The organism is Oceanobacillus sp. E9 (genome assembly GCF_001741975.1).
Taxonomy (GTDB): Bacteria; Bacillota; Bacilli; order Bacillales; family Amphibacillaceae; genus Oceanobacillus; species Oceanobacillus kimchii.
This window is the reverse complement of record NZ_LSNA01000006.1, coordinates 360,037-380,870: the sequence shown is the minus strand read 5'-3', so window position 1 is coordinate 380,870 and position 20,834 is coordinate 360,037. Positions and strand designations below refer to the sequence as shown.

The window sequence follows — 20,834 nt, the reverse complement described above, 5'->3', positions numbered from 1 at the left end:
TTATCTACCCCTCTCCAATACTATAAATATTCTCTTGTTCTATAATTCTAGTAAAAGTATCAACAGCAACAGGTAATACCTCTTCCTGAAAATCAAAGGATGGATGATGATGCGGATAATCTAATTTTGTACCAAATAACATATATGTTGCTTCCCCACCATGTTTCAGTACTTCATTCATCATATAGCTCGCATCTTCAGAACCAGAAACCGATGTCTCTGAAATGACGTTTTTTACATAGTTACTTTTTTTACATGCATGTTTAATGTTATTTATTATGGATGAACTACAATCCATTTCCTCTGTTGAACCGACAGTTGTTATTTCACATTCCGTATCGTGCATCGTGGCAGCAGAATTTATTATTCTTTTTGCATGCTCTGTCATATAATTATTTAATTTTTTTGTCTCCCCGCGAACCTCTACTTCCATATAAGCTGCGTCAGGAATAATATTTCTGCCACTACCTGCTTCTAATCTTCCAACATTTACTCTCGTTGTACCTTCACTATGTCTAGGTATACCATATAGATGTATCGAAGCTGATGCCGCAGATAGAAGTGCATTCTTTCCTGTTTCAGGGTTCATACCTGCATGAGACGCATTACCATAATAGCGAACATTTAATTTAGTTGAGGCAAGGAATCCTTTAACAGTTGCAGCAACATTGCCAACAGACATTTCTTTTATTCCAATATGCCCAGCATAAAAGCGATCAACGTTAGCTAACCAGCCTTTTTTTGTCATTGCTAAAGCTCCTCGGCCACCTTCTTCTGCTGGTTGGAATAAGAAGGTGAATTTTCCGACTAATTGGTTTTGATGTTCATAAATATATTTAGCAACCCCTAACCCAATCGTTATATGACCATCATGACCACATGCATGCATCACTCTTGGATTTATGGAGTTAAACGCTTTGCTTGCTGGTATATGAGATTGATGTGTTGATTCATTAATTGGTAATGCGTCTATATCAAATCGAAGAGCAATATGTTTACCCGGCCTACCTGTATCAAAGGTAGCTACTAACCCAGTATTTCCACCTGTCATTTTACGAAGCCAAGATTCCTCAACCCCTTGCTCTTTTGCCTTTTGTTCAAAATGAGTTAATATGTCTTTATTTGGTATACCTACCCTTGCATCAGAATCAAGAGCATCTTTACCAATAAATAACGTATAATCCCATTCCTCTAAAATTTTCCCTATGCGATAAGTAGTTAAATATTCTGTAAATCCTAGTTCTGGATAAGAATGAAACATTCTACGCCATTGAGTTAGTTCTTGATTTAAATTGTGAATATACTTAGACATGATTTGCCTCCTGTTCCAACTCTCGTAAGGCATCTAGCGCTATTTGAACTAACAATTTTGTCCCATTCGGTAGTGCTCGCTCATCAATTTGAAATTTACTGTCATGAAGTGGTGCTTGTTCATATTCATTCTCTATTTGAGTACCTAACCAAACAAAAGCTCCTGGATATTTTTGTAAAAATCTACCGAAATCTTCTCCAGCTAAAGCAGGATTCAAATCTGGTGTTGCAGATTCACCATACACTCGCTGCGCAGACTGGCGAGCAATTCGTGCCCATTTTGGAGTATTAATAGTTGCAGGATATCCTTCTTGATAATCAATTTCAGCCTTCGTACCAAAAGCTTCCGCAATTTGATTAGTAATAGTAAAAAAACGTTCCTTTAATCGCTTTTGAATATGTGGTTGGAATGTTCGAATAGAACCTTGTAACATAACTGTTTTTGGAATGATATTTGGCACACTTCCGGCTTCTAACATACTAACAGTAACTACAGACGCTTCCATCGGATCTAAATTTCTACTAACGATAGTCTGCAGAGAGGTAATTAAATGACCAGCTGCAATCACAGCATCATTCGTTTGGTGTGGCATACTTGCATGTCCACCTTTACCTTCGATTGTTATCTTGAAACGATCCGAAGCCCCCATCACTTCTTTATCATGCACCCCAATAATTCCAGGCTTTATAGACGGCCATACATGTTGAGCAAATATTACATCTGGCTCATATGTAGAAAATACTCCGCTATCCATCATTGCTTGTGAACCACCTATTGGCGCATCTTCTTCTGCAGGTTGGAATACAAGTAGTATGGTACCTGATAATTCTTTTTGCATTTGTTTTAAAATAAACCCTGCACCTAAAAGCATAGCGGTGTGTGCATCATGTCCACATGCATGCATGATATTTGCTTTTTTTGATTTAAAAGATAAATCTGTTTCCTCTTGAATAGGAAGTGCATCCATATCAGCTCTTAATGCAACGGTTTTTCCAGGCTTTTCTCCCTTTATAATTCCTAACACGCCATATCCAGAAAATCCTACCTCATAGTCAATACCATATTCTTGTAATTTCCGCTGTACAAAAGCAGATGTTTCTTTTTCTTGATGGCTTAATTCCGGATTTTCATGTAAAAATCTTCGATTATTAATAATTTCATCCGTTAAATCTGATAGTTGTTGATCGATATCTCTCATATTTATCCCTCCATTATTAACGGAAAATTTCCTTTAATATTCCTTTTTTGAGAATTATATAGGAAAATCTTAAATTTGTACATATTTATTTGAAAATTAGTTCTTATTATCAATGATGACCTTTTTCGTTTAAAAATAATTACACAGGGGAATATCTTTAATAAATTCATAGATTAAAGGAGCTTTGTTTGATGAGATTATATACCGTAACACCAAATGTTGATGCGACTGGCTGGTTTATCAAATTAGAAAATGTAGCACCCGAGGAATTATACGATTCGAAAGATGAAGCAGTTAGTGCTGCCACACAAATGGCAAAGGAAAATACACCTAGTACAGTTCAAGTATTAGATGGTGATAATAACGTTGAGGACGAGTATCATTATAAAGGGATTTAAATAAAAATTTAAGGAGCTAACCCTAGATGGTTAGCTCTTTCTTGTGCTTTAATTTATTTTTATAAATATTATATATGGAAGTGAGTAATTTCCCCTTACCACCGTTTAGCTCTTGTATATATTAATATAAGGATTTTTTTAAGGGGGGTTATATTTTGAATAATCACTATGATGATTATAGAAGAAATAATATTTACTATTCTAGATCTAGAAGAAGACATCAATATAATCAGAATGATAGTTATGATTATTATCGACCAGAATTCCATTGTAACTGTAGATATAAGTGTACATGTATTGACCCTTTAACACCTCCTGGACCGACTGGGGCAACTGGGCCGACGGGCGCCACAGGGGCTACTGGAGTTACAGGACCGACTGGGGCTGGCGGAATTGACGGCTTGATCGGACCGACTGGAGCCACGGGACCTACCGGCGCGGACGGAATCGTCGGTGCTACCGGCCCAACTGGAGCCATGGGACCTACCGGCGCGGATGGAGTGGCAGGAGCTACTGGTCCAATTGGCGTCACTGGACCTACGGGGGCGGACGGAATCGTCGGTGCTACTGGCCCAACTGGCGTCACTGGACCTACGGGGGCCGATGGAGTGGCAGGAGCTACTGGTCCAACTGGCGTTACAGGACCTACGGGGGCCGATGGAGTAGCAGGAGCTACTGGTCCAACTGGCGCTACTGGACCTACCGGCGCGGATGGAATTGCAGGAGCTACCGGTGCCACTGGCGTTACAGGACCTACCGGCGCGGATGGAATTGCAGGGGCTACCGGTCCAACTGGCGTTACAGGACCTACGGGCGCGGATGGAGTGGCAGGAGCTACTGGTCCAACTGGCGTCACTGGACCTACGGGGACGGACGGAATCGTCGGTGCTACCGGCCCAACTGGCGCCACTGGACCTACGGGGGCGGACGGAATCGATGGCGCTACCGGGCCAACTGGGGCTACAGGACCTACCGGCGCGGATGGAATTGCAGGGGCTACCGGTGCCACTGGCGCTACAGGACCTACGGGGGCGGATGGAGTAGCAGGAGCTACTGGTCCAACTGGGGCTACAGGACCTACCGGCGCGGATGGTCTCGTCGGCGCTACTGGACCAACTGGCGTTACAGGACCTACGGGCGCGGACGGAATCGTTGGTGCTACCGGCCCAACTGGCGTCACTGGACCTACGGGCGCGGATGGAGTGGCAGGGGCTACCGGTGCCACGGGCGCTACAGGACCTACCGGCGCAGATGGACTCGTCGGCGCTACCGGTGCCACTGGCGCGACAGGGCCTACCGGGGCGGACGGACTTGACGGCGTTACCGGAGCTACTGGGGCAACCGGGCCTACAGGACCTACGGGAGTAACTGGAGCAAGTGCAATTATCCCTTTTGCTTCGGGTTTACCAACTGCATTAACCGTTTTATTAACGGGATTAGCCGGAACTGTTGGTTTAGTTGGCTTTGGAAACGTTGCTAATACAGCACTGGTAGGAGGAACAACCATTGACCTAACTGGCGCAACAGGAACGTTATTGAATATGGCATTCTCTGTTCCAAGAGCTGGAACAATAACATCTATATCAGCTTATTTTAGCGTTACAGCAGCTCTAAGTTTATTAACATCGAGCGTGACAGTCAATGCTCAACTTTTCCGATCTGCTACACCAGCTACAAACACATTTACTGCTATAGCCGGAACAAACGTTGCTCTTACACCTAGTTTAACAGGGATTATATCAATCGGAGCAATTGCGAGAGGACTAATATCAGGGCTGTCTATTCCAGTTACTGCAGGAGATCGATTATTAATGGTTTTCTCAGTTACAGGAACCGGACTTACAGTTGCTACAACAGTAGCTGGATATGCAAGTGCTGGAATTACCATTAGTTAATCTCATTAACTTTTAATAATACACAACAGAAAAATGACCATTCCTCTAAAAGAGTGGTCATTTTTTTCTTCCATAAATTGAACCTTCTTCAATCGGAGGATTACTTCCCGTTACTTACGCATAAACAACTGCTCATTTGATAAAATTCTTTTATCATTTGGTCGAAATTCTTTTGCTTTTTGATTATGATATTCAGAATGTTCCTTATCTCCAATGTGCCAATAACAAACACATAATTGTAAATGAGGATACCAAGTGGAATAGTCTTTCAACTGAAAACCCATATTGTTTTCAGCTTCTTTTTCTAAAGCTATCTTATACCAAACTATTGCTTTTTGGTATTGCAATCTTTTTTTATACAAATCTCCTAAACGGCAAGATACCTCTGGTCTCGGTATATCAAATGATAAAGATTGAAGTAAACAATCAATTTCTTTCTCATACTGTTCAAGAATTTGATAACAATTCGCCATATAAATGCATGCACGAATATTATCTTCTATCCAACCTTCTCTTGTTACTAGAAATGCTACATACTTATCAATCGCTTCTTGATAACGCTTATGATCCTTTAATTCGTTTGCATAATAAAATAAGTCCCGCGGAGTAAACTCTACTTCTTCTTTTATCATTTTCTCATAAATTTTTATATTTCTATTGCTATCTTTTTTATTTATGGAAGTCGGTTTATGAATTATTGAAATCTCCGTATCTAATACTTTACCATTTACAGCTAAATATTCATGTACATTACCATACCACAAAAAATTCCTTGAACGTTTCACTAAGCGATGTCGTTTAAAGGAAAAAGTTGGATTACCATATTCATCTGTGGCAGTTATATATTTCATAGTGACAACATCATATGTCGACTCTAGTTTACTCTTTAATTTTATTATTTCTCCTATATTTTTATCATCAATAATATCATCTGCATCTAAAAATAAGATATAATCCTTAGTTGCTTTTGAGAATGAAAAGTTTCTAGCTTTTGCAAAAGAATCTACCCATTCATACTCATAAATTTTATCCGTATATTTTCTCGCTATATCCATCGTAGTATCTGTTGATCCAGTATCTACAATTATAATTTCATCACAAAAACGTTTTGCACAAGACAGAATACGTTGCAAAACGTCCTCTTCGTTTTTTACAATCATACATAAACTTATACTGATCATTTCTTACCACCACCAATATTTATTTAAAATATTGTATGATGGAGGGAATCTTACTGATATTATCCTTAAATATTAAAATTTTGCGCAGACATTTTTTCTGCTTCTTCGAGGGATTCTACAACCAACTTTGTCGATTTTACATGTTGCTCAGCTAGTTGCTGATATGTTTGAAATATTTGCTTCATATTTTGATTAATTTCATTGATTTTTTCTGAAAAGTCCATAATACTTTGTCCGGTAGGTGGTTCTTGAATGTCAATATGTAAATTTGCAATTGTTTCATTTAATAAAATAAGTTTTTGCTCAACTTGCGCAATATCTAATTTAATCTCGCTCATCTATGAAAATTGCTCCTCTCGCTTCATCACTTCTAAATCATCCAACCGTAATTCTTGATGTTGAATATCAGATTCTAAACCAGTGACTTCTGAACGTAATGTATCTCTTGCTTTCAAAAGTGTATGTAAAATTTGGTCTAATTGAATCCTTGAAACATGATGATAGCTTTCCCGGATGTTTTCTTCTCGTATAGATTCAAATTGTTCTGCAAAATCTCCTGCCCATGTCGAATGAGTTAATAACGGTTGTTCCCAATGTTTTTTACTTTGGTTATATTCTTGTTGATATAATTTTACGTCACTAATTACTTGTTCTAACCGTTCTAGATCTTCTCTTCTCTGATCCATTTGATAATTTAAGTTATAAATTTGCTCATGAACATTACTCATTTGTAAATCAATTGAATGTAAAGACATTCAAACACACCTCGTTTCAAAATCAGAAAAATCCCATCATATCTTTATATTATAGCGACAAATCTATATCATTCGTAGAGTAGAATAGCACTGTTTTTATTTTAAATTCAAACAAAATTAGTTAAAAAGAACTAAGTATTAAGTATCTATTATAAAAATTATATTGCGAATTGTTAAATGAAAGAAACTGCCCTCAAAGAGAGACAGTTTCTTTCATAATAATTTTTTATTCATCTTTCTTTAGTTTAGCCAATGCGTCAGCTAAAGCATTATTTTTAAATCCTTCATCTTGTTTATTCAAGTATTTTTTCACATCTTTCTTTGACACACGTTGTTTTTTTTCTTTCTCTCTTCTTGCCTGGAAAGTAGATAATTTTTCACGATGCCCACACTTGCAAGTGAATATTTGTCCATCGCCTTCTCCGCGAAGCTCTAATCGTTTATGGCAATTTGGACAGCGAGCATTCGTATACTTAGCAATATTTTTCTTGCCTCCACATGAACGATCCTGGCATACTAATTTTTTTCCGTGTTTATTTTTAATCTCTAGCATAAGTTTTCCACACTTCGGACATTTAGTTCCAGTCATGTTATCATGCTTGAAAGTTTCATTACTTTGCTTAATTTCTGAAACTGCTTCTTTAGTGTATGATTTAATTTCTTTGATAAACTGGTCTTTCTTTAATTTCCCTTCCGCAATAAGAGATAATTTTTGTTCCCATTCTGCAGTTAACAAAGGAGAGCGCAATTCTTCTGGTGCGAGATCTAAAAGTTGACGGCCCGTTTGTGTTAAATGAATATTTCTTCCTTTTAATTCAATATAGCTATTCATAAATAGTTTCTCAATAATATCTGCACGGGTTGCTACAGTACCTATTCCACCCGTTTCTTTAATTGTATCTACCAATTCTTTTTTATTTGTACCCATATAACGAGTCGGGTTTTCCATTGCTTGCAAAATAGTACCTTCAGTAAAGCGTTCAGGTGGCTTTGTTTCTCCTTCTTTCACCTCAACTTTTAGTGATAATTTGCTACCTTTTGAAATGTTTAATGGTTGTAGCTCGTCTTCCTCATCACTGTGTTTATAAATTTCTTTCCACCCTAGTCTTTTCGTAACTTTACCATTAGCTATAAATTGTTCGCCTGCAATGTCAATGGTAATCGTTGTTTGCTCATATTCCATAGGATCAGACAAAGCTGCCAAAAATCTTTGTACAATTAAGTGATATATCTTTTTTTCCTTCTCATCTAATGCAGTCCAATCAACTGGAACCTCTGTTGGAATAATGGCATGATGATCCGTTACTTTTGAATTGTCTACAATCGATTTACTCAATCGTAATTCTTTTTTCAAAATAGTATTTGCCGTTTTCGCATATTCATCTACACCACATGCCTTTACTCGATCTTTTAGTGTAGGTATGATATCGGTCGATAAATGTCTTGAATCTGTTCGGGGATAAGTTACCAATTTATGCTGTTCGTATAGTTTTTGCATAACAGATAATGTTTGTTTACCTGAAAATTGAAATATTCGGTTTGCATCACGTTGTAAATCCGTTAAATCGTATAGCCCTTGAGCGTGTTTCTTTTTCAGTTTTTTATCTACATGAATGACTGTAGCTTGTTTATTACTTAATTGTTCTTCTAACTTAAATGCGTGTTTTTTTGAAAAGATTCGGTTTTGGTTCTTATCATCTTTCCACAAAAAGCGGTGTCCTTTGTTTGTTTTGGCTTCTAATTGATAGAACTTTTGCGGTTGAAAATTTTTGATTTCTTGTTCTCGTAACGCCACCATTTCCAATGTAGGAGTCTGCACACGTCCACTAGATAATTGAGCATTATGTTTCGTTGTTAATGCTCTTGTAGCATTAAGTCCTACATACCAATCAGCCTCTGAACGTGCTACAGCAGATTGGTATAAATTCCAATAATTCTTTCCAGGCTTCAAATGTTTAAATCCATCTTTTATTGCTTTATCTGTCACGGAACTAATCCAAAGTCGTTTAATCGGTTTTTTTACTCTGGCTTTTTCAATAATCCAACGTGCTACCAACTCACCTTCTCTACCTGCATCTGTAGCGATAACAATATCGGCAACGTCTTGACGGTTTAGTTGGGTTTTTACCGACTGGAATTGCTTACTTGTCTTTTTCATTACCACAAGCTTCAAGTGGTCTGGAAGCATAGGTAAATCTTCCATACGCCATGTTTTATATTTACTGTCATACATATCTGGATCTGCCAATGTTACTAAGTGTCCTAAAGCCCACGTTACAATATACTTTGATCCCTCTAAGTATCCATTTCCTTTTTTATGGCATCCGAGTACTTTCGCTATATCTCGACCAACGGATGGCTTTTCTGCTAAAACTACTGTTTTACTCATTTATGACTCCTCATTTCGAAGATTATCTATATTATTTCAATGTTTACTGTAACATATTTTCATCAAACTGTATGGCATGATGCAATCACAACATCCTCTCTATAACCATACTATAAATTACAAAACACCGAGTTTCATTATGAAAGAGGATGTACATCATGCTGATATATGTTGGAATGCTCTTACTTGTTATGGCAGTTAGTTTAGACGGATTAGGCGTCGGTATCACATATGGAATGCGTAAAATAAGAGTTCCATTTGTTGCAATTTTTATAATCATGATTTGTTCAGGATGCATTGTCTATACTTCGATGACAATTGGAGAGATTATAAGTAATCTTTTATCCACAAAAATTACGAGTATGTTAGGTGGTAGTATATTAATTTTCCTTGGGATTTTTTCTTTTATTAATATATTTCGTTCTAAAAATGATTCTACACAATCTCAAGAGATGAATGATTTATCGAGACTGGAAAATCTGAAAACTGTTATGTCAACACCAGATAATGCAGACCTTGATAAATCAGGAGTGATTTCAATTGGCGAAGCATTCTTGTTAGGCTTAGCGCTTGCATTAGATGCTTTTGGTGCTGGAATTGGTGCGGCTATGCTTGGTTACCCACCTTTCATAACAGCAATATTAACTGCTGTTATGAGCGGACTATTCTTAAAATGCGGTATCCAATTAGGCAGTTTTATCTCTAACAATCCGAGACTCCGCAGGCTTTCATTTTTACCACCAGCTATTTTAATAAGTATTGGAATTTTTAATCTAATTGGGTAACAAATAAAAATATCCCAGCAAAGACGAATGAACGTTCTTAACTGGGATATTTCTTTGTTTATTTTAAATCAACGATATAATAAAGCTGATAACTACAATAGCTCCAATGATCATTAATATTGTACGTAACATGACAATCCATCCTTTCATTATGCCTTTGTACGTTACAATACCCAATCATTCAAAAAGAAAAACCTTCTATGTAATTATATTTAGAAGTATAGTTAATGTGATAACACTTACGATCGTTGATATAAAGGTAATACTGGATACTAATTCTGGTTCCGTATCAAATTCAATAGCATACATAGTCGTCGTTGCTGCAGTCGGCATTGCTGAAATGATTATAAGTACTGATGCAATTAATGGATCTACATCAATAATAATAACGAATAACCAAGCAATCAAAGGTGCGATAATCATTTTTAATGATACCGAAGATAAAACAACTTGCCAGTCTAATTTTAAACCGATTAATGACCCTAGTTGCATCCCTAACATAATCATCATAACTGGAATTGCCGCATCACCAACCATCGTTAATGTTGAATGAATAAAATCAGGTATAGTTATCGACACCCAAGAACATACAAATGCGAAAACTGCTGCATATGTAGTTGGCATTTTTAGTACATTTTTTACTGCTTTTTTCATTCCACTCGTACTGCGGGACGCATAATATACACCAAAAAAATTATTCTGTAAGGCTTGAACAACCATTATAAAAATCGCATATGGAACCGCTGCTGGCCCTATACTATATAAAACTACAGGTAATCCATAATTTCCAGAATTCATAAATCCTGTTGCTAGAATGGCTGCACTTTCTTTATTCGAATTCCATCCGAATATTTTTGCTAATAATTTATTTATGAATACCATAATGAAAAATAGCACGAACATATAGATTAATATAATTAGAAAGCCACTATCGAAGGTTGCATCATATAACGTTACAAAGACTAAAGCTGGCGTTAATATGTATAAACTAACTGCGGAAACAGATTTCACATCTAACAATCGAATACGTTGTAATATAAATCCTGATGCAAAAACTGCCATAATCGGCAAAATAACCTCTATAAACAAACTCATTTAAACATCTCCATCTATCATAGTACTCTCATATTAGTTTACCATATACCGTCAAGAGTCAGATAAGATACTCTTGACAAATCGAATAAGTTAATTCATAATGTATTAGTTAAGAAGTAACATTTAGTGATGATCTGGCATTCTGCTATGTTTTAGGGAAGATGCTTATTCACACTGGCGCGACTAAGGGGTCGCAAGGATGTAAGAGCAGGTAGGGCTTACATTGCTTAAGTAGAAACATCAAGTAGGAAAATAACCGCGGTAAATGATATAAAAAATAAGTTTAATCTTAGAATGAAAAAATTATAAAGTGTTACTTTAACTATAAAAGGGTACTCTTTTAAAAAGGGTACCCTTTTTCCAATCCATACATAAAACCAAACGAAGAAAGGATTGTTGTGAATGCAAACAGAATTACCACTAGGCTCAATTGTAACAATGAAAGTATTACGAAAAATAGATACGGGATATGTACTTACTGCATTTGGAGAAGAAGCTTTACTACACAACAAGGAAACAGAAGAACAATTGGAGATTGATCAAGAAGTTGATGTTTTCCTCTATACCGATAAACAAGGGAAGATAATTTCTTCTGCTCGTTTACCATTTATTACAGTTGGTATATATGATTGGGCAGAAGTAGTAGGTGTCATTCCAAGACTAGGTGTATTTGTGTCTATCGGTATCGTGAAAGACATACTTGTATCTAAAGATGACTTACCATTATATAGAGATACGTGGCCAAAATCAGGTGACCGTTTATTCATCACCCTTAAAGTAGATAAAAAAGGTCGCTTATTAGCTGTGCCAGCAGAGGAAGACATTATTGCAAATGAAGTATTTGCTGCTCCCGAAAACATCATTCATGATAAAGTACGTGGGACGGTTTATCATACTGAAAAAGAAGGGGCTGCCTTACTGACGACCGAGGGACATCGGGGATTTATCCATCATACAGAAAGAAAGGAAGAGCCACGAGTCGGACAAGTAGTTGAAGGTAGAGTAATTGCAGTAAAAGAAGATGGTTCTATCAACATTTCTTTGCGACCATTAAAACAAGATAGTCTCGATGAGGACGCGGACTTAATTCTAAAACATTTAAAAGATAATCATGGTACCATTCCGTTCCACGATAAAAGTGAACCAGAAGAAATAAGAGCTACTTTTCAAATTAGTAAAGCTGCCTTTAAACGGGCATTAGGAAGATTACTTAAAGAAGGAAAAGTAAAACAAGAAAATGGACAGACCATTCTATTAGAATAATATGAAGAGGCGCTCGCTATCTTATGAGCGCCTCTTTTCTGTTTTTTCCCGATTCCTGGTCACTCATCTCCTTTATGAATTACCACTTTTACTTTTTTACTGAAATAAGGTAACCCATCTCTATTATGAGTTATCAGTTTGACTTCTTCTCTATATTCTCGGCACTCATTCTCCCACTCCTTACTCAGAACAAAAGCGGAAGCGCCCATTTAGCTAGTTCGTCCCTATTTTTAGGGATGCTTCGACAAAGGGCGAACTTCCTCTTTCCTTTAAGATAAAGGAATCGTGGTGATGGAAGAACTGATGATGATTATCACCGCAATGGTATAAGTGCGACTAAACCTCATAAAGAGCATTCGGCAGTATTCTTTCACGTATGTCAATTTCGTGAAGTTTCCTATTTTCTGCGCGCTGTAGCTGGACGGCTATTTCTGTCTACGAAAATATGACGTCCACATATTTATACTTTCTTACTTTAAAACAAAGAAAAAAGCAGAGTCTGCAATTAAACAGATTCTGCTTTTTTCTTTAGGCTTCTGCGTTCTTATAAGAATCCATTACGGATGAAATTATAAAGCCTAGAGCGGAAGCGAATAAACAAGCGATGCCAAGTCCGCCAAATCCTGCCCCCATAATGTCAACTTTTGGTGCAACTGAAGAGACTAGTATTAATAATAAACCTACTATTGCTAATAAAAAGTTCGGATAGTATCCAGCATGCGATTTTTTAGAAGACATTCTAACTAAGAAAATACTCGCAACTGCTGTTACCGCTGTCAAAATAGCCCCAATCGTAATTACAGATTCGACCATATCTTTCACCTCATCACAAAAATAAATTACTCTAACCCAAGTCTACAATTGAATGTTTAGAAAGTCAATTACAGTACCAATATTGTAGGCAGACAATTTCTCTAATACAATTAATTATATCCATAACAAGGAATCTCATTACCCAATGTCGAAATAAGTTACCATAAAGAAAAGAGGGAGGAATTATAATGCTGACATTTAAAGACTATATATATGAACGTCCGGATATAGAAAAGAGCAAAGATAAATTCCATCAATTGGTGGACGTTTTTAAAAGTGCACCTGATGTGAAACAAGCTAAAAAAGCTATTGATGAAATTAATCAGTTAAGGAATAACCTTTATACAATGTATAATCTCGTATATATTCGTGCTTCTATTGACACAAAGGATGAATATTATCAACAAGAACGGGATCACTTTGACTTAATTGAACCCGAAATACAAGAAATGGTGACAAGCTTCTATAAAGCATTGTTTGAATCACCATTTGAAAAAGATTTACGAAAAGAGTATGGTTCACAACTTTTTGATTTAGCAGCTTGCAAGGTAAAAGCTTTTTCAAAAGAAATTATACCTCTGCTTCAACAAGAAAACAAACTTTCTTCGGAGTACTCTAAGTTAATTGCTTCTGCAGATATCGAATTCAAAGGCAAAACATATACTTTAGCTCAATTAGGTCCTTTTGCACAACATAAAGATCGTAGTGTGCGTAAAGATGCGATGAAGGCAGCTCAGAGTTTCTTTGTTGAAAATGAAGAAGCATTAGATCGGATCTACGATGATTTAGTTAAAGTCCGACATGAAATTGCCCAAAAGCTAGGATATGATAATTTTATTGAAGTTGGGTATCTACGTATGCAGCGAGTAGATTACAATGCAAATATGGTGGAGGTATTCCGACAACAAGTACGTGATGTCATAGTGCTAATAGCTACGAAACTATATAAAAAACAAGCAAAACGAATTGGTGTCGATAAACTGAAAGCATATGACGAAAGCTTTGTGTTTCCTTCTGGCAATGCTACACCTAAAGGATCTCCAGAATGGATTATTGAAAACGGAAAGAAAATGTATCAAGAGTTATCAAAGGAGACAGGTGAGTTCTTTCAATTTATGTTAGATCATGAGCTTATGGATTTAGAAGCAAAGAAAGGAAAAGAAGCTGGAGGATATTGTACGTTTATTGAGGATTATTCCTCTCCATACATCTTTGCTAATTTCAATGGAACATCGGATGATATTGATGTTTTAACACACGAAGCTGGTCACGCTTTCCAGGTTTATAGCAGTAGAAATTACAGTGTGCCAGAGTATTATTTTCCAACAAGTGAATCAGCTGAAATACATTCGATGAGTATGGAGTTCTTTACCTACCCTTGGATGAAAGAATTCTTTGGAGATGAGGTAGAAAAGTATAAATATGCTCATTTATCTGATGCTTTACAATTTATTCCTTATGGTGTTGCGGTAGATGAATTTCAACATTTAGTTTACGAAAATCCTGAATGGACTCCTATAGAAAGAAAACAAGCGTGGAAAAAACTTGAGGAAATTTACTTACCACACCGGGATTATGATGGTATTCCAAATCTAGAAGCTGGTGGATTCTGGCAAAAACAAGCTCATATCTATGAAGATCCTTTTTATTATATTGATTATACATTAGCACAAATTTGCGCATTCCAATTTTGGAAGAAAGCGCAAGAAGATAATGAATCTGCTTGGGAAGATTATGTAAAATTATGCAAACTAGGTGGATCTAAGCCATTTCTCCAACTTTTAAAAGAAGGTAATTTACAATCTCCTTTTGAAGAAGGTACAGTTGCCTCTGTAGTAAAAATAATTAAAGATTACTTAGAATCCATTGATGATAACAGCTTATAAAGCTTGATAACTTCTAAAAGAGTTACAAAAAAGGTGTTGGTACAAACTATTTCCAAAAAGAACAGTTTGTACCAACACTTTTATTTTTAGCTAGGATCTGGATGTTCTTCTTCGCTTGGATCTGGATGCTCTTCTTCAGTTGGTTGGTAAGTGGATGACATTAAATCGAATTTCTCTGCTCCAACGTACCCAGGAACAATTACCATTACAGTAAGCAGAAAAACGATTCCTAAAAGATAATTGATCTTTTTCATCTTAATCACCTCCCTTCAACAGCTTTTGTTGTATGGAGTGCATGATTGTAATAGGTAGCTGCTAGTTTGTATTTTCTTTGACCATAATAATGTGTAGCTAATATTTCTAGATAAGCAGTTTTCTTCAAATATAATTGTTTCTCATCAGCAAATGGTATAATTTTCTCCAAAATAATTTCTTCTAATTTCGATGATACTTTATTTATTAATTGATTATACACGTCTAACTCATACCGATATATCGATTGATCATCTTCTTCCACAATAGCTAGTCCTTTATCTAACCACTCTTTTGCATGAATTAAATCATGGATACGATAGTATTCTTTCATCAATCCAATAATTGGGTATAATTGCTTCTCTGGTTCAGCTCTTAGTACAAAACTTTTTTTATAATATTCTATGGCCTGTTCCGATTGATTGCATTCAGAAAATAAATATCCAATATTTTGGTAACATTTTGTTTGTAAATTTATATTGTTGATTCGATCAGCAATTTTTTTTGCTTGTTGGTAGCTGTTCATCGCAGCTTCATAGTCCTGCATTCTAGAATGAGAAATACCCAATAATAAATAACATTGCGCTGTTCGTTTGAAGTTATATTGCTTTTGATAATAAGTTAAGGTTTGTTGAGCATGGATGAGTGTCGTATAGGTTTCTCGAATGTAACTTGCAGATAAGGCAATCATATAGAATACATCGTGTTTCTCTTCTTTTTTTGATACTTCAATATAAGTTAATCGATCCAACGACTTTTGAAAATAATCAATTGCTTTCTTATATTTCTCTCGTGAAAAATAGTACTGTCCAATAAATTTCAACCAATAAAAGGATTCCGCATCTGTAAAATAAGGAGAGAGTAATTGAAGCTTTTGAAATTGTTCCTCTATCTTCTGTTTGTCATTTTGGATTAAATAGTACCTTAATTTATGAATTTCAAAGAGATGATTCATATCCTGAACAGTAATAAGTTGTTTATTACTACATAACTGCTTGTATAACATGACTGAAGAGTTTATATTTCTTAAAAACAAGGATTGAAACCATTTTTGACACAAATCTAAAATAGGGACTTGTCGTAATTGTGTTTCATTAATTCCTAATTTACTACAGAGTAATTCTTTTATTTCATCCGGAGGGTCGACATACTTATTCTCAATCTTTGATAAATAAGAAATTGATATAATACCATCGGCGAGTTCGGATTGCGTCATTTTTTGCTCTTGTCTATAAAATTTAAGCATATAGCCAAAATGCACCAATCGATATTCATCCCCCTCTATATTAATTTTCATTTATTTTACCATAAAATGTAAAAACTCACCATTTATTTTTATCTAAATTTTTTGATTTATCAACCAAATTTATATTTCAATTTGTTAGGATAATTTTAAAAGCTGGAAATAAGTCTTTTACATTATTATTTTCGAAAAAAATAGTTTTACGATGGATTTATCTTCTAACATTCTTATAGTTTTTCCCAACCTTTGATTAGCAGGATTCTCCGAAATTTTAAAGAATATGTATAAACATATCTTAATAGGAGGAATCATGATGAAAAGCAAAATTTTTGGCGGATTAGCGTTAGCAACTTTATTAATTACTTCACCATTGGCCACGGATGCTGCAACGGACAGGAACATCGGGATTGACACAGAAAAAAACCCAAGTATTTCAGACTCTTATAACAAACAAGCCCCTTATGTTGAAGGAGAAGTTCTCGTTAAGTTCAAAGAGGATATGTCCATGAATATGCAACAAGACGTATTAAGTGATATTAATGCTGAAATTCTTGTTGATGAAAATGTAGTAGACTCTCCTTTTAATGTTTTAAAAGTAAAGGATGTAGATCAAGTAGTACAAACTTTAAGTAACAATTCTCAAATTGAATATGTCGAACCAAATTATATTATGAATGCAACTTACACACCAAATGATCCATTCTTTGATATTAGTTATCAATATGGATTATTTACAACAGAAACAACCTCAGCTTGGGATGTGACAACCGGTAATTCAAATCAAGTTGTTGCCGTTCTTGACACCGGAGTGGATTATAATCATGAAGATTTAGATGATAAGACGATTCTTGGATATAATTTTGTTAATAATAATAACAACCCTATGGATGGTAATGGACATGGTACGCATGTAGCTGGAACAGCAGCTGCAGAAACAAATAACGGGTTAGGAATTGCTGGCGTAGCTCCAGACACTTCTATATTAGCTGTTCAAGTTCTAGATAGCAGTGGTAGCGGAAGTTTAGCAAATATCGTTGATGGTATTATTTACGCAGCAGATTATGGTGCAGAAGTTATTAACCTTTCCTTAGGTTGTAATTGTGATACACAAGCAATGGAAGATGCTGTCGATTATGCTTGGGATAGTGGTTCTGTAGTTGTAGCAGCAGCAGGAAATAGTAGTACGTCTACAACATTTGAACCAGCATCATATGATAATGCTATCGCAGTTGGAGCAGTTGATGAAAATAATAATATAGCTAACTTTTCAAACTATGGAAGTTGGGTAAATGTAACTGCACCAGGTGTTGAAATTGCAGGAACATACCCATCAAATAGATATGTCTATTTATCAGGAACTTCAATGGCTTCTCCACACGTTGCTGGTTTAGCTGCATTACTCGCCTCACAAGGTAAAGATAATAGCGAGATTCGTCGTTCGATTGAAAATACAGCAACACCAATTAGCGGAACAGGTTATTACTTCCAACATGGATTAATCAATTCATTTGATGCAGTAAACTATTAATCTTTGAAAACGTGCCCCCTTCCCCTTCACTTTTTGAAGGGGAATTTTTTATGCGCTGAAGTTTGGTCAATAAATTTTGGATATAGGCCGGATAATAATCAAAATCAGTGAGACTTCTCTGGGAATAAAGTAAAGAGCAAATCCCTATAGTTAAACAAAAGCTCATACACCGTAAAATAAGCGGAGGAAATTTTTGAAGGATTGCAAAACGGCTCATTCAGATTTAACTTAAGTAAATCCTTGTATTTCACGTTAATTTACAGTAAATATGTGAATACGTGATAGCCAATATGATAAAATAAGTCTAATTACGTTAAGATAAGGAGAATACAATGAATTATCAAGCACTTTTCTTAGATATTGATGGAACTATTTTACGACCGGATCATACATATTCCGAACATACAAAAATAGCAATTGAACAAGTGAAAAAACAAGGAATAGAAGTTTTTCTTTGTACGGGAAGACCAATTATTGAAATTGATGATTTAGCAGACGAACTTGGTGTTGAATCATTAATTGGTTACAACGGTGCCTATGCAAAATATAAAGGAAAAACGATATTAAATGAGCCTATGCCGGAGAATGATGTAGATACGTTTTTAAGTGTAGCTAAAAGTGAAAACCATGAACTTATTTTATATACAAAGGATAAAAATCATTTTACAACATTCGAAGATGATTTTGTTCAAACTTTCAAAGAGATCTTTCAGCTACGGAAAAATGAATTATTTGATAAAAGTCTCAATGACCAAATTCTTGGTATTACTGCATTAAATGTGCACCCTAATGAAGCTAGTCACTATATTATTAATGATAATATTCGTCCTTCTCAAGTAAATGTTAATGGAGTTGTATCTGCATTTGATATTATTCGTATTAATATGAATAAAGGAGAAGCAATTAAGCGTGTACTACATGAACTTAATATCCCAATAGAAAATTCAATTGCTTTCGGTGATGGTATGAATGATAAAGAAATGCTACAAACAGTTGGTGTTGGATTTGCGATGGGGAATGCAGATAGCGAACTGGTTCAATACGCAGATTATCAAACTAAATCATCAGAGGAAGATGGAATTTTTTATGGCTTGAAACAATTAGGAGTCGTTAAAGAATAATTTTATAACGTTATTATCATGAGTAAATAACAGTACTAAATGAATATCCCTTACTAATTGAAAAGCCTAGAATGATGGCAGCGATTTTGTGCCTTTCTTCATTCTAGGCTTTATTTCCTACTTCTTATCTTGTAGTAGGCGAAGCTGCTCCATTACTGACTTTGTAAGTATAGAGTCTACATCACAACCACTTACTTCTACAAAAGCTTCTTGGTAACTAGTATTTGTAATTTTCTTTTGTAATTCTAATGCTTCTCCGTCTTCTTCATTATTAAATAATAAAGCTGCAGCGATTGTCTTCGCTAAATAAACAGGTGTTCTTCCTGTATATTCAATATACATTAAAGCTGGTTTTACTAAGCGATCCTTTGCACTTAATTTTCGAATAGGCCCACGTGCAACTCGTTTTACATCATCTGATATATAAGGATTTTTGAAACGCTGAATGATTTTATCCACATACTCTTGATGAGTTTCGCGATTGAAACCATATGCTTGAATTAATGCTTCTCCTGATTCAGATAAGGCACCATGTATAGTATTATCAATAAGTGAATCTTTCATTGCTTCCACAATAGTATCATAGCCTAAATATGTTCCTACGTATGCCGGAATAGCATGTCCCGTATTTACTGTAAACAATTTACGTTCAATATAAGGTGCAAGGTCATCTACATAGGTAATCCCAGTAATTGAGGGTAGCTCATCGACGATCGCTTTTTTCTCAACTACCCACTCATAATAGGGTTCAACCATTACATCTAATATATTCTGATTTGTTTGATTAGGAACGATTCGATCTACTGCAGCATTAGGAAAACCATATAATTTTTCAAAGTCGCCTACTTCGTTAGCCTCTATTGATTCATATACATGCTCTTTTAACAATGAACTTCCGCCAACCATATTTTCACAAGCAATGATATTTAAGGGTCGTTTATTTTGCTTTGCTCTTTCTTGCAATCCTTTAGAAATTACCTTTGCAATAATTGGAAGAATTGTTGGTCCAACTGCAGTAGTAACTACATCAGCTTTCACGATAGCTTTTGTAACAGCATCTGGCTCTTCCACACTATTAATCCCAATAATATGACTTACTGTTAATTCTTGTTTTTCTTCACCTGCAAGGTAAACATGATATGATTTTTGTTTATTAATTTCTTCAATAACTCGACTATTTACATCGATAAAAATGGTTTGGTAATCTGATTGATCAAGTAAAAGTCCGATAAAACCTCGGCCAATATTTCCTGCTCCAAAATGGACTGCTGTTTTCATATTAGTTCACCTCTCGAAGGAGTCCTAAAATTTCTTCTTTAGTACTTGCAGCTACTAATTTCTCGACATTTTCAACTTCAGAACAAATAATCGCAATTTGAGACAGAATTTCCAAATGTTCATCACCTTTACCCGCAATTCCAATTAAAATTTGCACTTCATTTCCATCTCCAAAATCTACACCTTTTGGCACAGTTACAACAGATAACCCTGTTTCATTTACCATTTCTCTTGCATCTTCTGTTCCATGAGGAATCGCTAGTGCATTTCCCATAAATGTTGAAGTTAATTCTTCTCGTTCAAGCATTTTTTCAATATACGTTTTCTCTACATAACCATTACGGAATAAAATTTCTCCAGTATAACGAATTGCTTCTTCTTTTGATGAAAATTCAACACCTAATTGAATATTTTCTTTGCTTAAAATTTCTTTTGCCATGAT

Annotated in this window: 19 protein-coding genes; 7 read left to right on the top strand and 12 right to left on the bottom strand. The window is 35.6% G+C overall.

The genetic code is table 11. The features are described 5' to 3' along the window. Nucleotides 1-4 precede the first annotated feature (4 nt). Both AQ616_RS08710 and AQ616_RS08705 read right to left on the bottom strand, forming a co-directional pair. Nucleotides 5-1,312, bottom strand: a complete 1,308-nt coding sequence (locus AQ616_RS08710; protein ID WP_084822453.1) for an amidohydrolase — start codon at nucleotides 1,310-1,312, stop codon at nucleotides 5-7. Then, nucleotides 1,305-2,510, bottom strand: coding sequence for a M20 metallopeptidase family protein (locus AQ616_RS08705; protein ID WP_069685565.1), 1,206 nt, complete (start codon nucleotides 2,508-2,510; stop codon nucleotides 1,305-1,307). The genes AQ616_RS08710 and AQ616_RS08705 overlap by 8 nt, the downstream gene beginning before the upstream one ends. 188 nt (nucleotides 2,511-2,698) lie before the next feature. Here AQ616_RS08705 and AQ616_RS08700 point away from each other — a divergent pair, with 188 nt between their 5' ends. Further along, on the top strand, nucleotides 2,699-2,908 hold the full coding sequence (locus AQ616_RS08700) for a DUF2188 domain-containing protein (RefSeq protein WP_397351685.1): 210 nt from the start codon (nucleotides 2,699-2,701) through the stop codon (nucleotides 2,906-2,908). 155 nt (nucleotides 2,909-3,063) lie between these two features. After that, entirely contained in the window at nucleotides 3,064-4,803 is a 1,740-nt protein-coding gene (locus AQ616_RS08695) for an exosporium glycoprotein BclB-related protein (protein ID WP_069685563.1), read from the top strand. Nucleotides 4,804-4,913: 110 nt separating this feature from the next. On the opposite strand, the gene AQ616_RS08690 is transcribed toward AQ616_RS08695, so the two are convergent. The 4 genes from AQ616_RS08690 to AQ616_RS08675 all read right to left on the bottom strand — a co-directional run bounded on the left by AQ616_RS08690 (nucleotide 4,914) and on the right by AQ616_RS08675 (nucleotide 9,128). Further along, entirely contained in the window at nucleotides 4,914-5,984 is a 1,071-nt protein-coding gene (locus AQ616_RS08690) for a glycosyltransferase (RefSeq protein ID WP_069685562.1), read from the bottom strand. Nucleotides 5,985-6,049: 65 nt separating this feature from the next. Then, nucleotides 6,050-6,322, bottom strand: coding sequence for a YwqI/YxiC family protein (locus AQ616_RS08685; protein ID WP_017797773.1), 273 nt, complete (start codon nucleotides 6,320-6,322; stop codon nucleotides 6,050-6,052). Beyond that, complete coding sequence (locus tag AQ616_RS08680; RefSeq protein WP_017797774.1) at nucleotides 6,323-6,739, bottom strand: YwqH-like family protein; 417 nt, start codon at nucleotides 6,737-6,739, stop codon at nucleotides 6,323-6,325. Nucleotides 6,740-6,965: 226 nt separating this feature from the next. After that, nucleotides 6,966-9,128, bottom strand: coding sequence for a DNA topoisomerase III (locus AQ616_RS08675; RefSeq protein ID WP_017797775.1), 2,163 nt, complete (start codon nucleotides 9,126-9,128; stop codon nucleotides 6,966-6,968). Nucleotides 9,129-9,286: 158 nt separating this feature from the next. On the opposite strand from AQ616_RS08675, the gene ytaF reads away from it, so the two are divergent. After that, nucleotides 9,287-9,913 carry a sporulation membrane protein YtaF gene (gene ytaF, locus AQ616_RS08670; RefSeq protein ID WP_017797776.1) on the top strand — a complete coding sequence of 209 codons (627 nt, stop codon included), beginning with the start codon at nucleotides 9,287-9,289 and terminating at the stop codon, nucleotides 9,911-9,913. Nucleotides 9,914-10,111: 198 nt separating this feature from the next. Here ytaF and AQ616_RS08665 read toward each other — a convergent pair whose 3' ends face one another. Continuing rightward, the gene (locus tag AQ616_RS08665) at nucleotides 10,112-11,008 is read right to left on the bottom strand and encodes an AEC family transporter (protein WP_017797777.1); all 897 of its coding nucleotides are present in this window, start codon (nucleotides 11,006-11,008) and stop codon (nucleotides 10,112-10,114) included. Between the two features lie 402 nt (nucleotides 11,009-11,410). Here AQ616_RS08665 and AQ616_RS08660 point away from each other — a divergent pair, with 402 nt between their 5' ends. Continuing rightward, nucleotides 11,411-12,271: a CvfB family protein gene (locus tag AQ616_RS08660; protein WP_069685561.1), complete on the top strand. Its 861-nt coding sequence runs from the start codon at nucleotides 11,411-11,413 to the stop codon at nucleotides 12,269-12,271. Between the two features lie 528 nt (nucleotides 12,272-12,799). On the opposite strand, the gene AQ616_RS08655 is transcribed toward AQ616_RS08660, so the two are convergent. Further along, entirely contained in the window at nucleotides 12,800-13,084 is a 285-nt protein-coding gene (locus AQ616_RS08655) for a hypothetical protein (RefSeq protein ID WP_017797780.1), read from the bottom strand. A 188-nt stretch (nucleotides 13,085-13,272) separates the two neighbouring features. On the opposite strand from AQ616_RS08655, the gene AQ616_RS08650 reads away from it, so the two are divergent. Then, the gene (locus AQ616_RS08650) at nucleotides 13,273-14,970 is read left to right on the top strand and encodes a M3 family oligoendopeptidase (RefSeq protein ID WP_069685560.1); all 1,698 of its coding nucleotides are present in this window, start codon (nucleotides 13,273-13,275) and stop codon (nucleotides 14,968-14,970) included. 86 nt (nucleotides 14,971-15,056) lie between these two features. Here AQ616_RS08650 and AQ616_RS19605 read toward each other — a convergent pair whose 3' ends face one another. Both AQ616_RS19605 and AQ616_RS08645 read right to left on the bottom strand, forming a co-directional pair. Further along, on the bottom strand, nucleotides 15,057-15,224 hold the full coding sequence (locus AQ616_RS19605) for a hypothetical protein (RefSeq protein ID WP_168156637.1): 168 nt from the start codon (nucleotides 15,222-15,224) through the stop codon (nucleotides 15,057-15,059). A 5-nt stretch (nucleotides 15,225-15,229) separates the two neighbouring features. Next, nucleotides 15,230-16,519 (bottom strand): helix-turn-helix domain-containing protein, encoded by a 1,290-nt coding sequence (locus AQ616_RS08645; RefSeq protein ID WP_240490482.1) that lies wholly within the window; start codon nucleotides 16,517-16,519, stop codon nucleotides 15,230-15,232. Nucleotides 16,520-16,778: 259 nt separating this feature from the next. On the opposite strand from AQ616_RS08645, the gene AQ616_RS08640 reads away from it, so the two are divergent. Together AQ616_RS08640 and AQ616_RS08635 are read left to right on the top strand one after the other, a co-directional pair. Next, entirely contained in the window at nucleotides 16,779-17,993 is a 1,215-nt protein-coding gene (locus tag AQ616_RS08640) for a S8 family peptidase (protein WP_069685558.1), read from the top strand. A gap of 332 nt (nucleotides 17,994-18,325) precedes the next feature. After that, complete coding sequence (locus AQ616_RS08635) at nucleotides 18,326-19,114, top strand: Cof-type HAD-IIB family hydrolase (protein WP_017797785.1); 789 nt, start codon at nucleotides 18,326-18,328, stop codon at nucleotides 19,112-19,114. A gap of 117 nt (nucleotides 19,115-19,231) precedes the next feature. On the opposite strand, the gene AQ616_RS08630 is transcribed toward AQ616_RS08635, so the two are convergent. Both AQ616_RS08630 and AQ616_RS08625 read right to left on the bottom strand, forming a co-directional pair. Further along, nucleotides 19,232-20,392: a mannitol-1-phosphate 5-dehydrogenase gene (locus AQ616_RS08630; protein ID WP_069685557.1), complete on the bottom strand. Its 1,161-nt coding sequence runs from the start codon at nucleotides 20,390-20,392 to the stop codon at nucleotides 19,232-19,234. A 1-nt stretch (nucleotide 20,393) separates the two neighbouring features. After that, nucleotides 20,394-20,831 carry a PTS mannitol transporter subunit IIA gene (locus AQ616_RS08625; protein ID WP_069685556.1) on the bottom strand — a complete coding sequence of 146 codons (438 nt, stop codon included), beginning with the start codon at nucleotides 20,829-20,831 and terminating at the stop codon, nucleotides 20,394-20,396. Nucleotides 20,832-20,834: the final 3 nt, after the last annotated feature.

Coding starts and splice junctions, on each gene's coding strand:
- AQ616_RS08710 (WP_084822453.1), bottom strand. CDS start 1,312: ATGTCTAAGTATATTCACAATTTAAATCAAGAACTAACTCAATGGCGT.
- AQ616_RS08705 (WP_069685565.1), bottom strand. CDS start 2,510: ATGAGAGATATCGATCAACAACTATCAGATTTAACGGATGAAATTATT.
- AQ616_RS08690 (WP_069685562.1), bottom strand. CDS start 5,984: ATGATCAGTATAAGTTTATGTATGATTGTAAAAAACGAAGAGGACGTT.
- AQ616_RS08685 (WP_017797773.1), bottom strand. CDS start 6,322: ATGAGCGAGATTAAATTAGATATTGCGCAAGTTGAGCAAAAACTTATT.
- AQ616_RS08680 (WP_017797774.1), bottom strand. CDS start 6,739: ATGTCTTTACATTCAATTGATTTACAAATGAGTAATGTTCATGAGCAA.
- AQ616_RS08675 (WP_017797775.1), bottom strand. CDS start 9,128: ATGAGTAAAACAGTAGTTTTAGCAGAAAAGCCATCCGTTGGTCGAGAT.
- ytaF (WP_017797776.1), top strand. CDS start 9,287: ATGCTGATATATGTTGGAATGCTCTTACTTGTTATGGCAGTTAGTTTA.
- AQ616_RS08665 (WP_017797777.1), bottom strand. CDS start 11,008: ATGAGTTTGTTTATAGAGGTTATTTTGCCGATTATGGCAGTTTTTGCA.
- AQ616_RS08660 (WP_069685561.1), top strand. CDS start 11,411: ATGCAAACAGAATTACCACTAGGCTCAATTGTAACAATGAAAGTATTA.
- AQ616_RS08655 (WP_017797780.1), bottom strand. CDS start 13,084: ATGGTCGAATCTGTAATTACGATTGGGGCTATTTTGACAGCGGTAACA.
- AQ616_RS08650 (WP_069685560.1), top strand. CDS start 13,273: ATGCTGACATTTAAAGACTATATATATGAACGTCCGGATATAGAAAAG.
- AQ616_RS19605 (WP_168156637.1), bottom strand. CDS start 15,224: ATGAAAAAGATCAATTATCTTTTAGGAATCGTTTTTCTGCTTACTGTA.
- AQ616_RS08645 (WP_240490482.1), bottom strand. CDS start 16,519: ATGAAAATTAATATAGAGGGGGATGAATATCGATTGGTGCATTTTGGC.
- AQ616_RS08640 (WP_069685558.1), top strand. CDS start 16,779: ATGAAAAGCAAAATTTTTGGCGGATTAGCGTTAGCAACTTTATTAATT.
- AQ616_RS08635 (WP_017797785.1), top strand. CDS start 18,326: ATGAATTATCAAGCACTTTTCTTAGATATTGATGGAACTATTTTACGA.
- AQ616_RS08630 (WP_069685557.1), bottom strand. CDS start 20,392: ATGAAAACAGCAGTCCATTTTGGAGCAGGAAATATTGGCCGAGGTTTT.
- AQ616_RS08625 (WP_069685556.1), bottom strand. CDS start 20,831: ATGGCAAAAGAAATTTTAAGCAAAGAAAATATTCAATTAGGTGTTGAA.